The sequence below is a fragment of the Pedobacter fastidiosus genome (assembly GCF_014306625.1).
GTDB lineage: Bacteria > Bacteroidota > Bacteroidia > Sphingobacteriales > Sphingobacteriaceae > Pedobacter > Pedobacter fastidiosus.
This window is the reverse complement of record NZ_JACRYL010000004.1, coordinates 214,723-231,345: the sequence shown is the minus strand read 5'-3', so window position 1 is coordinate 231,345 and position 16,623 is coordinate 214,723. Positions and strand designations below refer to the sequence as shown.

The 16,623-nt window shown below is 35.4% G+C and carries 17 protein-coding genes and 1 pseudogene; 3 read left to right on the top strand and 15 right to left on the bottom strand.

All coding sequences use genetic code 11. The features are described 5' to 3' along the window. Positions 1-16: 16 nt before the first annotated feature. The 15 genes and pseudogenes from H7U22_RS06155 to H7U22_RS23480 form a co-directional block, all read right to left on the bottom strand. Entirely contained in the window at positions 17-160 is a 144-nt protein-coding gene (locus H7U22_RS06155; protein ID WP_187070469.1) for a hypothetical protein, read from the bottom strand. Positions 161-281: 121 nt separating this feature from the next. After that, positions 282-1,076, bottom strand: coding sequence for a uroporphyrinogen-III C-methyltransferase (gene cobA, locus H7U22_RS06150; RefSeq protein WP_187070468.1), 795 nt, complete (start codon positions 1,074-1,076; stop codon positions 282-284). A gap of 161 nt (positions 1,077-1,237) precedes the next feature. Next, on the bottom strand, positions 1,238-1,690 hold the full coding sequence (locus H7U22_RS06145) for a MarR family winged helix-turn-helix transcriptional regulator (RefSeq protein ID WP_187070467.1): 453 nt from the start codon (positions 1,688-1,690) through the stop codon (positions 1,238-1,240). Further along, positions 1,680-2,114 carry an EVE domain-containing protein gene (locus H7U22_RS06140; RefSeq protein ID WP_187070466.1) on the bottom strand — a complete coding sequence of 145 codons (435 nt, stop codon included), beginning with the start codon at positions 2,112-2,114 and terminating at the stop codon, positions 1,680-1,682. The genes H7U22_RS06145 and H7U22_RS06140 overlap by 11 nt, the downstream gene beginning before the upstream one ends. A 1-nt stretch (position 2,115) precedes the next feature. After that, positions 2,116-2,535, bottom strand: a complete 420-nt coding sequence (locus tag H7U22_RS06135) for an SRPBCC family protein (RefSeq protein ID WP_187070465.1) — start codon at positions 2,533-2,535, stop codon at positions 2,116-2,118. A gap of 12 nt (positions 2,536-2,547) precedes the next feature. Next, on the bottom strand, positions 2,548-2,967 hold the full coding sequence (locus H7U22_RS06130) for an SRPBCC family protein (protein ID WP_187070464.1): 420 nt from the start codon (positions 2,965-2,967) through the stop codon (positions 2,548-2,550). Between the two features lie 114 nt (positions 2,968-3,081). Further along, a complete protein-coding gene (locus tag H7U22_RS06125) occupies positions 3,082-3,552 on the bottom strand; it encodes a hypothetical protein (RefSeq protein ID WP_187070463.1) in 471 nt (156 codons plus the stop codon). Positions 3,553-3,873: 321 nt separating this feature from the next. Next, on the bottom strand, positions 3,874-5,124 hold the full coding sequence (locus tag H7U22_RS06120) for a sulfate adenylyltransferase subunit 1 (RefSeq protein ID WP_187070462.1): 1,251 nt from the start codon (positions 5,122-5,124) through the stop codon (positions 3,874-3,876). Positions 5,125-5,280: 156 nt separating this feature from the next. Further along, the gene (gene cysD, locus H7U22_RS06115; protein WP_187070461.1) at positions 5,281-6,186 is read right to left on the bottom strand and encodes a sulfate adenylyltransferase subunit CysD; all 906 of its coding nucleotides are present in this window, start codon (positions 6,184-6,186) and stop codon (positions 5,281-5,283) included. 437 nt (positions 6,187-6,623) lie between these two features. Then, entirely contained in the window at positions 6,624-7,343 is a 720-nt protein-coding gene (locus H7U22_RS06110) for a phosphoadenylyl-sulfate reductase (protein WP_187070460.1), read from the bottom strand. A gap of 3 nt (positions 7,344-7,346) precedes the next feature. After that, positions 7,347-8,858 (bottom strand): TSUP family transporter, encoded by a 1,512-nt coding sequence (locus H7U22_RS06105; RefSeq protein ID WP_187070459.1) that lies wholly within the window; start codon positions 8,856-8,858, stop codon positions 7,347-7,349. After that, complete coding sequence (gene cobA, locus H7U22_RS06100; RefSeq protein WP_187070458.1) at positions 8,842-9,612, bottom strand: uroporphyrinogen-III C-methyltransferase; 771 nt, start codon at positions 9,610-9,612, stop codon at positions 8,842-8,844. Before cobA (H7U22_RS06100) ends, H7U22_RS06105 begins: the two co-directional genes overlap by 17 nt. A gap of 111 nt (positions 9,613-9,723) precedes the next feature. Then, a complete protein-coding gene (locus tag H7U22_RS06095) occupies positions 9,724-11,814 on the bottom strand; it encodes a HEPN domain-containing protein (protein ID WP_187070457.1) in 2,091 nt (696 codons plus the stop codon). Between the two features lie 383 nt (positions 11,815-12,197). Beyond that, a complete protein-coding gene (locus tag H7U22_RS06090; protein ID WP_187070456.1) occupies positions 12,198-12,644 on the bottom strand; it encodes an RrF2 family transcriptional regulator in 447 nt (148 codons plus the stop codon). A 16-nt stretch (positions 12,645-12,660) separates the two neighbouring features. Further along, positions 12,661-12,729, bottom strand: a pseudogene (locus H7U22_RS23480) (hypothetical protein); the annotation flags it as partial. A gap of 304 nt (positions 12,730-13,033) precedes the next feature. On the opposite strand from H7U22_RS23480, the gene H7U22_RS06085 reads away from it, so the two are divergent. The 3 genes from H7U22_RS06085 to H7U22_RS06075 all read left to right on the top strand — a co-directional run bounded on the left by H7U22_RS06085 (position 13,034) and on the right by H7U22_RS06075 (position 16,614). Next, positions 13,034-14,545 carry a response regulator gene (locus H7U22_RS06085; RefSeq protein WP_187070455.1) on the top strand — a complete coding sequence of 504 codons (1,512 nt, stop codon included), beginning with the start codon at positions 13,034-13,036 and terminating at the stop codon, positions 14,543-14,545. A 100-nt stretch (positions 14,546-14,645) separates the two neighbouring features. Then, complete coding sequence (locus tag H7U22_RS06080; RefSeq protein ID WP_187070454.1) at positions 14,646-15,863, top strand: metallophosphoesterase; 1,218 nt, start codon at positions 14,646-14,648, stop codon at positions 15,861-15,863. Between the two features lie 124 nt (positions 15,864-15,987). Continuing rightward, entirely contained in the window at positions 15,988-16,614 is a 627-nt protein-coding gene (locus H7U22_RS06075; RefSeq protein WP_187070453.1) for a M23 family metallopeptidase, read from the top strand. Positions 16,615-16,623 lie beyond the last annotated feature (9 nt).

The following is a 16,623-nucleotide window of genomic DNA, read 5'->3' as shown; positions in this document are numbered from 1 at the left end:
TTGGAAGAATTAAGACTTAATAAATAATTAGGCCAATTTTTTTCTGAAAGCGTAAGGTCATCACTTTGTGGCAGATTACAGCCCTGCTTTGCACTGTAGCACCAATAGAAAAATTGGTGGCTGCCGTTTCAATCAGGCTTAAAAACAAAAGCTTGCTCATATCACATTTAAATCAGCGTAATCTGCGGGAAACTTCCCAAACGCAAAAAAACCGCTAAACTTTCGCCAGCGGTTTCAACAACAAAACAAATATATGTGGTTTAGATTAGGTTGATTACACCTTAATATTCATTAGCAATAACTTCGTAAAAATCTCTGATGGGTTGAAACTGCGGATGTAACGAAACTACATCGCCAAAAACCAATAATGCTGGAGCATTTATTTTTTTATCGGCAACAATTTCTGCAATGGTATCTACAATGCCGATAGCAATTTTTTCATCTGGTGAAGATCCGTTTTGAATTACTGCGACAGGTAGTAAGCCTTTATTTTCTCCTTGAAAGATTGCAGCAATTTCTGCCACTTTTTCAATTCCGTTTAAAACAACAATTGTAGCCTTAGTTTTAGCCGCGATATATAAATCTTCTGATATTTCTCCTCTTGAATTTGTACCGGTAACTGCCCAAAAACTTTCGCTTAAGTCTTTATAAATCATTGGGATTTTCTGTAAACTTGGCGCACCAGTCGCACTAGAAATACCCGGAATAATTTCAGTTGGGATGCTGTAAGATTCTGCAGCATCTATTTCTTCATAGCCTTTAGCAAAGAAAAATGGATCTCCACTTTTTAAACGAACCACATGACCATAGTTTAAAGCATAATCTACAATTAGCTTGTTTACCGCATCTTGCGAGAAATCTTCATCATCAGTGCGTTTACCAACGTAAACTTTCGGAATCCCATCTGGAGCATGACACAATAAAGCTTCGTTCACATTTGCATCGTATAAAACAACATCAGCTGTTTTTAATGCTTTAACACCTTTTAAACTAAATAAATCAGGATCACCAGGACCCGCTCCTATTAGTGTAATTCTTGGTTCAATGTTCGCTTTTTCTACTTTATTTAAAATCATGACAGAAAATATTAGCTCGTTATAATTCTTATTAATTAAACAAATATATAAAGTCTATAGGAATTGTAGTAATTTATTTTAAAATATTTTTACTTATTGTGATTTTTTCAATTAATAGCCTTAAATGGCACTCGCTGTTGCCAACGATTAACAGATTTAGTTTATTTATTTTTGGAAATTAGATTGAGCACAATTTTATTAAAATCCTTTTGGCCTTCCCCAAGCGTAGAGAAAAAATCAGAATCAAATTTTTCTACAGTTTTCAGCGCAACTTTAGTCACACTAGCACCTTCATCAGTAAGTTCAATTACTTTGGCTCTCGTATCAGTAACGTGTTCTTTGCGTTTCAGAAATTTTTTGGTTTGTAAAGTTCGTAAAACAGTAGAGGTTGTCATCGGGTCGATTTTACTGTGTGCCGATAAATCAATTTGTGTTACCTCTTCACTTTGACGCGAGAGCCAAAGCAAGCTAGCCAATAGCACAAATTGAGAATGTGTAAGGTTATGTACGTTTAAGGCCTTTTTTATTCCGCGTTGCCAAAGTGCTGTGACTTGCCAAAGCAAAAACCCTGAGCTATCATCAGCATTTTTGACACTAAAATTTTTATCTGACATTTTCCATCATTTTTTTACTAATTAAATCAAAATCCGGTTTCTTGATCTCGAAAAATCCAAATCTAAAAGGATATCCCCAAGATTTTTTATTTTCAATAAATTCAAGATCGGCAACCAGCGGCAATATCGAAACTTCATCGCAATGGAAAAAATTTATATTCCTCCTATAAGGTTTAAAATTTTCTGAAACGTTAACAAGATAAGGCTCCTCAGCTTTAACTTTTCCAATTGCCGTAAACGCCTGACATTTATCTGCAGTTTCCATTATTTTTTTTGATGAGTAGAAAATTACCCAATCATTTTCCTTTAATCTCTTTAATGGAGGCAGTTTACCATGATTAGCTTGCATAAAACCTCCATCTATGCCTCTTTTAACGTGATCTTTTGAAGCTACAACTATCCAATATCTTTCGTTATGTTCCATTTTAGTTTTTCGCTGCGTTTTTTATTTGTAAAAGTATATCGCTTTCCAATTGTGCTACAATTCCCTTCATCACTATTTTATTCCATAAAAAAGATAGTACTCCCCTCATGGTCATTGTTATAGTTATTTTTAATCCGTCAGCAGTTTCCTCATACCAGTGCTCCCCGTTCATTTTCGCCAATGGAAAAACAGTTTCATCTTTAAAATAAGCATAGGGTATCACTTCTATAAGTTTAATATTAATATCTGGTCCACCTTTTGGCTTGAATAGAAAATGTGACCCAGTTTCGAAATTGCCTTTCAACTCTGATTTTTCTACTGAGGTATCCCAATTTTTCCATTGGTTTACATTTGACATTAATTTCCAAATTTGTTCTTTATTTACCTCTTTTGTTGTTACTGAAAATGTTTTTTGTATCATGATTTCTAAGTTTTAATTTTTCGCTGCACTATTTATTTGTAAAAGTATATCGCTTTCTAATTGCGCTACAATTCCTTTCATTACTATTTTATTCCATAGAAAAGACAATGCTCCTCTCATAGTCATTGTCACCGTAATTTTTAATCCATCCGGGGTTTCCTCATACCAATGCTCCCCGTTCATTTTTGCTAAAGGAAAAACAGTTTCATCTTTAAAATAAGCATATGGTAATACTTTTATAAGTTTGATATTAACATTAGGCCCGCCCTTTGGCTTAAATAAAAAAGTTGATCCAGTTTCAAAATTGCCTTTCAGCTCTGATTTTTCTACTGAAGTATCCCAATTTTTCCATTGGTCTACGTTTGACATTAAATTCCAAATTTGCTTTTTGGTAATCATGCTTGTCGTGGTTGAAAATGTTCTTTGTATCATATCGTTTTAAATTATATGTACAATTATAATAAGTATACTTATTATATGCAAATAAATTTTAAAAAAAATTTACAAAAGCTTTTTTAAAGCAAGAAAATCTATATTATAGTTTATTTACTTACAATTTACTTCATTAAAAGTAAACTTTCCAGCCACGTAGTTAATCGGCTTTCCTTTCACAAAATACGATCGACCTAAAGTCGTTTCAATCTGTCCTACGCCCATTATAAGCTTTCCATCCTTCTTTAAAAAGGCTAATGGATTTGTAAAAACGTTTGTAGTATCTCCCCCAGTATTGAATCTATAGTTAACGTAAAGTGTATCGCCTTTAAAATTGCCTTCTATTAATCCATTGTTTTCAGGTTTACTCCCGTATTTAATTAACAATGATCCTTTTACTCTACCAGATGAATATGTTTTAACAATCATAGCAGCACTATCCTTTTCGAATGAAGAGGCATAACAGGTTTGGTTTGTTACTGAATCACTTTTTTCAGCTGAATCAGCGCTAGATTTATTACTTTGATTACAAGCAAATACAAAAGGAATGGAGATTAGTGCAAGGTAAATTATACTTCTTTTCATGGTTTAATTTTTAGAGATTTTGATTTGTTATTTCTAATGTACTAACACGATGATAATTTTTAATCGTTTCCATAAGATAATTCCTGCATCAGGATATTATTTTTTGGACTTAAACTGGTAAATTAAAATAAGGCATCAACAACCTTTAAAGAAAAACGGGGCTATCGTTTCCGATGCCCCGCTGAAATTGTACCAAAAGAACTCCTCTGGATCTTTCACTCTAAATTTAAAAATCTAGAGTTCTCATTATTATATTTGGTTGTGGTTCTCTAGGGTTTTGCCAAAAACATCTTCCATCTCACATCACCTATAATATATTTACTATTCTACTGCCGCTCTAAACATAAGTGCACCTACAGTTAAGTTTGTACGACTATCAATTAAAATTGCAGATCCATTTGCACGGTTATCATCGTATAAATCAAAAGCCAAAGCATCAGCCGTTTTGATAATCACACGGCCAATATCATTTAATTTAAATTCTTCAGCTTGATGTTTTTCTAAAGTATTAATATCCACTTTATGAAGGATTTCGCTGATTTTACATTTTGTTGTTTTACTGTTATGCTGAATTAAATACATGATTGAAGTATCCAAAGCCCTTCCATCCATCCAACATAAATCGGCCTCAATCAACTTTGATTCTTGTGGCAAAGCCGAAGCATTTACAATAGTATCTCCGCGACTAATATCTACATCATCTTTTAAATGGAGAATAACGGATTGACCAGCATGAGCGATCTCTGGAGATTGATCGAAAAACTCAATTTTTTCTACAGTTGAACTTGCTCCTGAAGGCAGAACGGTTACTTTGTCGTTCAATTTAAATGTTCCACTTAAAACCCGACCTGCATATCCGCGATAATCATGTAAAGCTTTCGTTTGAGGGCGTATAACCCACTGAACAGGCATCCTTGCCAATTGAGATTTATCAAGATTATCGGTATCTACCTTTTCCAAAAAGTGTAATAAACTTTCTCCCTCATACCAAGCCATCCGCTCTGAAAGTTGAACAATGTTATCGCCTTTAAGTGCGCTAACCGGAATGTAGGTTACATCTTTAAGCTTAAGTTGCTGTGCCAGAATTTTGTATTTGTCGATTATGGTGGTGTAAACAGATTCACTATAATCAACCATATCCATTTTATTAATACAAACTACAACGTGTTTAATCCCCAATAAAGAGACCAAATAAGAATGGCGGATGGTTTGCTCTACAACACCGTTTCTAGCATCCACTAAAATGATCGCCAAGTTTGCCGTAGATGCACCTGTAACCATGTTTCTGGTGTACTGGATATGTCCAGGAGTATCTGCAATAATAAACTTACGTTTATCCGTTTGAAAATATTTGTAAGCAACATCTATGGTAATTCCTTGCTCCCGTTCGGCCCTTAAGCCATCAGTAAGGATTGCTAAATCTATTGTACCATCATCGTTTTTACGATTAGAACTTTGTAAAGCTTCTAACTGATCGGCTAAAATGGAATCTGTATCATACAACAAACGACCGATTAAGGTACTCTTACCATCATCTACACTGCCTGCTGTGAAAAATTTTAATATGTTCATGTTTTATAGATTTGAGATAATAGATATGAGATGTTAGACAGGTGTAAGGCCAACAAATCTCATATCACAATACTCGAATTTCTTTTTATTTTTAAATGTGATATGTTAAACAGATGCAAAATTCTCAAATCCCACATCTCAATACTCAAATCTCCCTTAAAAATATCCTCCCTTTTTCCTGTCCTCCATTGCTGCTTCCGAAACCTTATCATCCAAACGTGCACCACGTTCAGAAATTTTTGAAGCACTGATTTCTGAAATTATATCATCAATTAATGTCGCTTCAGATTCTACCGCAGCCGTACAAGACATGTCGCCAACAGTACGGAAACGCACTTGCTTTTTGAATACCAAATCCTCATCATCCATATTTAAAAACGGCGATGCGGCCATTAATTGTCCGTTTCTGGTAATTACATCGCGTTCATGCGAGAAGTAAATGCTGGGTAATTCTATATTTTCTCTGCGGATGTAGTTCCAAACATCAAGCTCCGTCCAATTGCTGATGGGGAAAACACGAACATTTTCTCCTTTATGGATTTTACCATTGTAGATATTCCAAAGTTCTGGGCGCTGACGTTTCGGATCCCATTGTCCAAATTCATCTCGAACTGAGAAAATACGTTCTTTTGCTCTGGCTTTTTCTTCGTCTCTTCGGGCACCGCCGATACAGGCATCGAATTCATATTTCGCAATTGTATCTAATAAAGTAACGGTTTGCAATGCATTTCTACTGGCATTTTTACCTTTCTGCTCTACCACTTTACCTTGATCGATAGATTCTTGAACGGAACCAACGATTAATCTTTCGCCAATTCTTTCTACCATTTTATCGCGGTAATCGATTGTTTCCTGAAAGTTATGACCTGTATCAATATGAACTAAAGGAAAAGGAAATTTTCCCGGACGAAAAGCTTTTTCTGCCAAACGAACTAAAGTAATTGAATCTTTACCGCCAGAAAATAACAAGGCAGGTTTTTCAAATTGCCCCGCAACTTCACGTAAAATGTGAATTGCCTCGGCCTCTAATTCATCTAAATAATCAAAATTATATGTACTCATACTTTATTGTTGTCTTTTTTGTTGTCATTGTGATGACTCTAAAAACCTCACCCTATCAATGTTTGGGCTTTGGCTTTTTTTTTGCTGTCCCTCTCCCTGAAGAGAGGGATTTCAGTTTTGTGCTTCGGCTAATGCAAACCTACTGTCTAACAATTTCCCTCTCCCGATAGCTATCGGGATCAAGGAGAGGGATGCAGTGAACCGCGTCAAGTTCTGCCTTGCAAATGGTGAGGTTTTCTGCTATTTGAAAGAAACACCCCGCCCTACGGGCACCCCTCTAAAAGAGGGGAATTACAGGGTGCATAGACATCCCATCGCCATGGTTCGTGTCTCCACGAACCGTTTATTTAATTCCTCCCCCAACCCCTCAAAAGGGAGATACTCCTCAGAGTTTAACTTCACCACTGGTTAAAGCAAATCGCTATCTGCTTTGGTTTTTAGTCTTTTACCTTTTCAACCGCTGTAGCATGCAAGCCACATTCTTTTTTACTTTGATCTTCCCACCACCATCTTCCGGCTCTAAAATCTTCTCCGGGTTGTACTGCTCTTGTACATGGTGCGCAACCGATACTTGGAAAACCTTTATCATGTAGCGTGTTATAAACAATGTTGTTTTCTTTGATATAACTTTTAACATCATCTAGCGTCCAATCGAATATTGGATGAAATTTGATCAATTGATTTCCTTCATCCCATTCTAGATCATGCATATCTTCACGATTTGCACTTTGATCGGCTCGAATGCCAGTAATCCAAATTTCGTTCCCTTGAAGTGCTCGCTTCAAAGGTTCGATTTTACGAATGGAGCAGCATTCTTTTCTGTTTTCTACCGACTCATAAAAACTATTTGGTCCTTTTGTATTGACCAGATCCTGCAATAATTCGTTTTTAGGATAGTAGGCATGAATTGGCTTATTATAAATTTCTAAAGTACGGTTCCAAACATAATAGGTTTCAGGAAATAAGCGACCGGTTTCCAAGGTAAAAACCTTAATTGGGATATTATTTGCAAAAATTAAATGTGTTACCGCCTGATCTTCCCAGCCAAAACTGGTTGAAAAGATTATTCTATCGGCATATTTATCTGCCAAAAATTTTAACTTATCTATAGTGGTCAACCCTGATAGTTCTTGTTTTATCACCTCTAGATTCTCCATCACTTAAATCAATTTTAATATAAACACAATTACGCTGCGCAAGCTAACAATCATAACAATAATTCCAACTGCCACCATAATGGTTTTAGCAGAAATTTTGTTTGAAACCTTTGCCGCTATTGGCGATGCTATAGCACTACCAATAATTAAGCCTAAAACAGCTTCCCAATGTTTACCACCCAACATGGTGAAAAATGTTAACGAGCTTAATGTTGCAATAAAAAAACGACTAATTTTAACGGTTCCCAAAGAGAATAACGGGTGCCTTCCACCTGCAATTAAACTAGATAAAACGATTGATCCCCATCCGCCGCCAAATGCAGCATCAATAAAACCACCAACGAAACCAAGCAATCCAATTTTTTTAATTTTTTCACTTGCTTTTTTTCTTCGGATATTGAAAGCTTTCATCAAGATTACGCCACCCAAAAACAAGGTGTAAACTGCAACAACAGGTTTTACATAAGAACTGTAATGCTCTAGAGAGGATAAAATATAAGCCCCTAAAACAGCGCCAATTATTGCAGGAAGAATTAATATTTTGAATAATTTCCAGTTAACATTTCCCATTCTATAGTGCATCCAACCGGCAATACCATTACTCATCACTTCGGAAATGTGGATGGCCATACTTGCAGATGCAGGCGGTAAGCCCATTGCTAAAGAGAAAGATGCAGTGGTTACACCATATGACATTCCGATAGCCCCATCAATTAAAGCAAAAACAAAACCCGCACCCAAAAACCAATAAAATAAAGGATCGATATTGATTAGGAAAGTTTGAAATTCTGGCTCGGTGTTCCACAAAGAGAAACCAATGGCACCGATTAGCAAAACCGCTGCAACCCAAATTAACCACTTAATGTTTCGTTCGGCAAAACTCTTTTTAGGGTTAATTAAACTTTGAGTAACCTTATTTAACTTCTTAACTTTCGCTGAAAAATCACCATTTAAAGTTTGCCGCAGGGCACTCATATTTTGCAAGGTCTCATCAAGCTCAGCCGGAATTCCCTCGTTCAAGATCTGCTTTAATCGCTTTGCGATGGTTGGAGATTTTCCATTGGTCGAAATCGCAATTTTAAGATCTCCTTTTTGAACGATAGAACCCAAGTAGAAATCGCATAAATCTGGCTTATCGGCTACATTAATGAGCAGGCCGCGTTCATGTGTAACCACTCTAATCTCTTCGTTTAAAATTATGTTATTTGTAGCGGCGAAAACAATGTCGATATCATTCAAGTCATCAACATCGAAACTTTTTTGCTTTACTTTTATTAGCGGATAATTTGCGATAAGTGTATAAACCTCTGGTGAAATAATTTCTGCAACAATCGTAATTTTTGCGTGATGACTGTTGTTTACAATTGCCGTTAATTTCTCCAGACCAATATTTCCTGCACCAATTAATAATGTACGGAGCTTGTTCAGTTTTATAAAAACTGGAAATAGCTGATTTCCTTTTTCCTCATCAGAAAAAGTTTCCGCATTATTTTCTTGATTAGGAGATAGCTGCATATTGTTTAACTAAAGTTTTAAACGATGGATGAAGGGAAACCACTTCTCCAAATATTAACAGTGCTGGGGCTTTAACATTTTCTTGTGCCACTAAATTTTCAATGGTATCTATTATTCCTACCACTAATTTCTCATCCTCAGCCGAGCCATTTTGAACCACAGCCGTTGGCAAATTACCTTTACCAGCAGCTTTAAAAATTTCTACAATTTTAGATAATTTTTTCAATCCCATCAAAACAACTACAGTCGCATTTGATTGCGCCGCATGATAAATATCATTTGATACCTCACCAGAAGTTGTTGTGCCTGTAATTACCCAGAAACTTTCGCTCATTCCGCGGTGCGTAACCGGAATTTGCTGTAAACCTGGAACGCCGATTGAACTCGAAATACCTGGAATTACACTTACCGGAATGCTATAAGACGCCGCGTAATCCAATTCCTCATATCCTCTTCCAAAAACAAATGGATCGCCACCTTTTAACCGCACAACATGCCCGTAATTTAATGCGTAATCAATCATTAATTTATTGATGGTATCTTGAGGGTAAGAATGTTCTCCAGAGCGTTTACCTACATAAACTTTAATCGCATCAGCTGGAGCATGTTCCAATAATGCTTCATTTGTTAAAGCATCATACAATACCACATCAGCTGTTTGTAGTGCCTTAACACCTTTTAGCGTAAGTAAATCAGGATCGCCCGGACCAGCGCCTAAAAGTGTAATTTTTGATTCTTTATTTTGATTAATCATAATTTTTTAAATTATTGAATGAGTGCTTTTTGAATGAGTGAATTAAAAGCGTTTGGCATATTACGTTTGGCGCTTAAAAAGTTTTCAAATCTCATATCAAATCTCTCAAATCTACTTCACTGCTACTGCTCTTTTTTCCTTAATCTGGCTTAAAAAAGCATCAGCCTCGTTAAAATATTTCTCTGCAAATTCTGCTGTCGGTTCGTTTTTGTTGATTTGCAAAACCAAATCTGAAAAGTTTGTCGGCAAATCGAATTCGCCCGTTTCTACATAGTGATTATCAAACTCTCTGATTACGCCAACTTGTGTACTGCTGTTTACATTTTTATCCAAAAGCAATGCTTTTGCTGCACTAACGAATGTGCTGTAAGTATGATAAATAGCATCAGCATAAGCTTTTTTCTCTAGATTTTGTTGTGCCCATCCAAATTTCTCGTCAGACTCTAACAATAGCGTAGCTACCAAATCTATTACCACACCGGCACATTCTCCAACACCAATGGCCGTTGCAAATTGCTCTACATGCCCCCAATCTACAAATTCCTCATCCTGAAGATTGGTTAAATCTGCCAATGGTTTCAACAGTTGATAAAAATGATCTTTACCCTTTCTATCATAATACTGATGGAAGTTTTCATCTTCTAAGTTATTGGCTTTGAAATCATTTAAAATGAAATGCAAAACGCTAGTTGCTCTTTTCGATGGAACTTTAATTACACGTTCTGCAACTCTACCAACACCGTTTCCAACTGTTCCCCCACCAAGCATAACCTGCACTGCGGGAACAACTTTTCCATCGGCTTTAACAGAACTTCCATGAAAACCAATTTCTGCCAAACCATGCTGACCGCAAGAATTCATACAGCCACTTATTTTTATCTTGATGTTTTTCTCATAGATTAATTCTGGAAAATCGGTATAAATTACATCTTCCAAAACTTCAGCCAAAGTCATTGAATTGGAGATCCCCAAATTACAGGTATCAGTTCCTGGACAAGTGGTTATATCTGCCAAACTATCAAAGCCTGCGGTTGTATAACCAATTTTATTTAAGGACGAATACAATGAAGGCAACGCTTCTTTGCGTACAAATTTTAATAACAAGCCTTGATTTTGAGTAATCCTGATTTCATCAGCAACGTAAAGTCTAATGGCATCTACAAAAGCACGAGCTTTGTCTGTTTTAATATCGCCAACCTGAACTTTAACGTAAACGCCATAAAATCCAGCTTGTTTTTGTTCCACTACATTTGTAGCCAACCAATGCTTATAATGGGTTTCGTTTAAGATTTCAACCTCGGTATAATTTTGCTCTAAAGGCAAAATGGGCTGAGGAACTGTTGTGGTGTCTATTTTGAAAGTTTTCACTTTATTGGCAATACGCTCTTCAGCAACCAAACGTAAAACTTCATCTAAACCCAATTTTTGAACTAAATATTTTAAGCGAGCCTTGTTTCTATTGGTACGTTCACCGTAACGATCGAAAACACGTAGAACCGATTCGGTGAAAGGAATCAATTGATCTTCGGGCAAAAATTCGTGAACGGCATTGGCCAGAAAAGGTTGTGCACCCAAACCACCTGCAAATAGAACCTTAAAGCCACGTTCACCATTTTCATCAATTTTTGGAATAAATCCTAAATCATGAATGTAACTAAAAGCTGTGTCCTTATCGCTTGATGAGAATGAAATCTTGATCTTTCTGCCCATTTCCTGGCAAATCGGATTCCGTAAAAAGTATTTGAAAACTGCGTGTGCATAAGGCGAAACATCGAAAGGTTCATCGGCATCAATTCCAGAATTTGGTGATGCAGTAACATTCCGAACGGTATTTCCGCAAGCCTCGCGAAGCGTAATATCATCTTGCTCTAGCTTTGCCCAAAGCTCTGGTGTTCTATCTAAACTTACATAGTGCAATTGAATATCCTGACGGGTTGTTAAGTGAAGGTTTCCACTTCCATATTCATCAGCAATATTGGCAATGCGCAAAAGTTGCTTAAAGGTTACTTTTCCAAAGGGCAACTTAATGCGAATCATTTGTACGCCTGGCTGTCTTTGTCCGTAAACTCCACGAGCTAAACGTAAACTTCTAAATTTCTCATCGTGAATGGTTCCATCGCGAAAAGCCTTAATCTTATTCTCTAAATCGATAATGTCCTGCTCGACAATATTGTTTTCGAGTTCTGTTCTGAAACTTTGCATATGTGTTGTTAGCTTTATTCAAAAAATGCCTCTCTTTTACTGAGAAGCATCCAATATTTTATACCTATAAATTATTAAAATACCCTCTTCTACTTTGTTTTACAACAATAGCACATCATGTGGGTAGAAATTTGATTCTGTATAAAACTGAAGTTCATCTGCCAAATATATAAAGTATATAGGAATAGTCGTAATTTTTATTAAAAAAGATTATTTAATGACTTTATTGGGAATTCTTAATAAAGAAAATTTAATATACTGTCGTCATTGCCATGCAGATAATTTGCAAAGCAATCTGTTTGAAACAAACGGATGAATTAAATTTTCAATTAGCCAGAGTTGTAGGATTGCTTCGTGCCTCGCAATGACGAGAAATCTAGATTTTAAAGATTATCGATTCCTAGCTTTAGGGTATCTTCTCTACCAATTACATCAGCAATGCTGGTTTCGGTTAAAACCTTAAGTGTAGCATCTCTAACATCGATAAATGCACTTCTAATTCCACAAGTTTTTTCATCTACGCATTCATCACATTTATGATAAAAATTTAAACTGGCACAGGGAACCATCGCAATTGGACCATCAGTAACTCGCATTACGTGTACCAATAAGATTTCTTCTGGTTTTTTGTTCAAACTGTAACCACCTCCAGCACCTTTTTTACTATATAAAAAGCCTGCGTTACGTAAATCTAAAAGAATTTGTTCTAAGAATTTTTTAGGGATATGCTCTTCCTCTGCAATTTTCGAGATTTGCATTGGCGGTTTTTCTATATTTTTGCCAAGTGCAACAAGTGCTTTGATGGCGTATTTTGTTTTTTTGGATAGCATATTTGCACAAAGCTAATAAAAGTATGTAATATATAAAACAAGCGATAAATACAACGATTAACAGTAAATATTTATTGACGTACAAAAATTACTGCAATTCTTTATATTTATCTAAAAAACAACTTTTAATGCTAAAAAATATCAGTCTATTAAATATTGGGAATCGTAAAATTAGCATCGAATCAAAGTTGTTCGCAGTTCTTTGCTTATGCCTGGTTATTGTTTCTGCCATTAGCATAATTTGCAATTTAATTTTAGGATTAACCTGGCTAAATAACTTATTAATTATTTTCTACATTATTGTTCATTCCACGTTTTACTATTTTGCACTACAAGATAAAATTTCGGAAAACGGCCGATTTTGGTATTTCATTTTCAATTGCATAACCATGTTTCCATCGTGGTTTTTAAATGGAGGCTCACTTGGCTCTACACCAGTTTTTTTAATATTTTATTTAAGCGTTGCGATTCTCTCGCTTTCAAAAAAATTTCAATTATTATTTGTCTTTTTTTTTATTGCTACTGCTGGATCTTGCATTGTTTTAGAGCATATTTTTCCATCATTAATTACTCCCTACCCAAATGATTCTGCTAGAAATTTCGATTTAATTTTCGCTTTCTTGAATATTTCTTTCATGATGATTTTCATGTTAATCGTGTACAGAAAAGTATCAGATTATGAACGTTTTCTTTTAACGAAAAGTAAACAACGCTTGGAAATGTCTCAACAAGAACTGTTAATTGCCAAAGAAGAGGCAGAATCTTCTACCAAGGCTAAATCGAGATTTCTGGCCAATATGAGTCATGAAATTAGAACACCATTAAACGGCATAACTGGTGCATCTGAACTTTTAAAATTAACTAAACTGGACACCGAGCAATCCGAACTTTTAAATACTTTGCAGGCAAGTAACAGTATCATGATTGATATTGTGAATGATTTACTCGATATTTCACGAATTGAAGCGAATAAAATGGAAATCCATAACCATCCATTTGAATTTAGAAATTGCATTAAAGATGCGGAAGATATTGTAAAACCTCTTTTCAGCAAGAAGAATATAAGCTTAATTCTAGAAGTAGAATCGACCACGCCAGAATATATTATTACAGATGAAATTCGATACAAACAAATCATAATCAACTTATTAAGCAATGCCGTCAAGTTTACAGAATCAGGATATGTTAAGCTGATTGTAAAATATTCTATTCAAAATGGCAGAGGCTTTCTTACTTCCATATTAAAAGATACAGGAATCGGAATTGCCGAGGAGGATATAAAAAAACTTTTCTTACCTTTTTCTCAAATTAACCCAACCATTACCAGAAAATTTGGTGGAGCCGGCTTAGGCTTACTTATTTGCAGGAAACTTGCAGAAATGATGGGCGGAGAAATTGCTGCTGTAAGCCAAATAAATGTGGGTTCTGCATTTACTTTTACAATTCCGGTAGAAGCCTATCATACAAGTTTGTTAGCCAAAAACACAAACCTTATTCCAAATAAAAATAATCTTCCCATAGCTGGAATGCGCATTTTAATAGCTGAGGATAATGTTTTTAATCAGATTGTAGTTTCAAAAATGCTTCAAAAATCTGGTTATAAATATGAGATTGCCAATAATGGCGTTGAGGCTGTAGAAAAAGTAGATGAGGAACATTTCAATATAATTTTAATGGATATGCAAATGCCAGAAATGGATGGCTTAACCGCAACATCAGAAATTTTGAAGCAATATGAATCAAGAAACGTTCAGCCTCCTGTTATAATTGGATGCAGTGCCAATGCCATGCAAACGGATAAAGATGCTTGTTTAAATGCTGGAATGAAAGATTTTTTGGCAAAACCCTTTACACTTGATGATTTAAGATCGGTAATGATTAAGTGGACTAAAGCGAATTAACATTAATCAAACAACAGTCAAAATACGTAAACCACAGCTTACAAGCATTTTAATCTGCGTTTAAAATCTAATTTTACTTAAATTTTAATTGCATTTTTTAATGAAAAGACTCAGTTTATTACCAATCCTCATAATTACCCTATTATTTTTAGCGCTTAATGCTTACGTTTTATCTGGCTTAAGCACCTTAAATAGTTCTACATATTTAAGTCCTATTTTTTGGATTTTCATTGTTGGCTTAACCTTTACGCTTTTTTATGCCATCCAACAAATGCGGATTCAAGGCATGAATCGTTTTTTTCAGATTGTTAGTCACGCCTTTTTAATTGTTTTTGTTGCGGAGTTTGTTTTTGCTTTATTTCTGCTCTTGGGCGATTTCTATAGATTTGTTTTAGCACTTACCTCAAATTTCCAAGCTGAAGGTTATCATTGGCTAACAAGAAGCAATTATTGGGTAGATATTGCTTTTGTAATGTTCTGCTTAACCATTGCTTTGTTTGCTTACGGAATTACCCAAGGGAAATATGCGTACCGAGTGATTAAGCATACTTTATATTTTGATGATTTACCATCAAATTTTGATGGCTTTACTTTAACTCAAATCTCTGATGTACACGCCGGAAGTTTTACAAATCCAAAAGCGGTACAGAAAGGAATTGATATGATTAATGCTCAAAAGAGCGATCTATTTGTTTTTACAGGTGATTTGGTAAACAATGCTTCAGAAGAGATTAAACCTTATATTGGCCATTTCTCGCAAATTAAAGCACCTTTCGGGCAATTCTCTGTTCTAGGAAATCACGATTATGGCGACTATGTAAAGTGGCCATCAGAGTTGGCTAAAACTCAAAATCTCCAACAATTAAAAGATTATCATAAAGAACTGGGATTTAGATTGCTGTTGGATGAGCACGTAGAATTAACCAAAGGTGATCAAAAAATTATTCTTGCCGGAATAGAAAACTGGGGAATAGGTTTTGGAGAACGTGGCGATTTGAAAAAAGCATTACAGAACACATCTGTTGATGATTTCAAAATTCTTTTATCTCACGATCCTTCTCATTGGGATGCCCAAGTTAAAAACAATCCTTCAAAAATTCAGCTTTCTTTAGCGGGCCATACCCACGGGATGCAGTTTGGAATAGAAGCCTTCGGAATTAAATGGAGTCCAGTAAAATATCGTTACAAACATTGGGCGGGTATCAAAACCGAAAACGGAAGATATCTTAATGTAAACAGAGGTTTTGGCTTTCTTGGCTTTTCTGGTCGGATTGGTATTTGGCCAGAGATTACAGTAATTGAATTAAAGAAAAAATGATTAGAAGATTATTGAAGGCCTAAATATTGGTACGTGAAGACACGGACCAAGGATTCAGTATTGATGTTTGATCAACAACCATAAAGAATAAAATCTTATCTTGTTTTTTTAAACCAATCTAAGCATGAGATCAATTCTTTTTATTCTCTTTTCTGCATTTTTTTTTCAAACGCCAACCATAGAGAGCGATAAAAATCGATGGAAACCCTATTACGTAGATGTTGCTCCTGCTAAAATTGCCGATCAATGGTTTTTGCCTTTCGAGGGTGGAGACCGCAAAAATGTAAAAAACTTAAAAATCATTAGCATTTTTGGCGATCATCGCGATAGCTTTTTAAAAGGCCATATTCACACCGCTATAGATGTTAATCCGGCAAAGCCGAAAGATAAATTAGTAAGTGTATTTGCAATGGCAAATGGCGTTGTTTGCTCTATCCATTTAACAGAAAACCAACGTACCGTTGTTATAAAGCACCAACTGAAAAATGGAACCATTATGTTTACAACCTACAAACACTTAAAGGAAGTTTACGTAAACTCTGGTCAGCAGGTTAATGAACACACTAAACTAGCAAGATTATTTACGCCTGCGGAAAGCAAAAAATATGGTGGAGACTATCATCACCTTCACTTAGAGATTAGAAAGAAGTTTGATGATTACGGCTGTGCAAGCTGGCTTACCATGAACAAAACACAATTGAATGAAAGGTATTATAACCCTCAAATCTTTATTAAGGAATACGTAAAATAAATTAAAAAA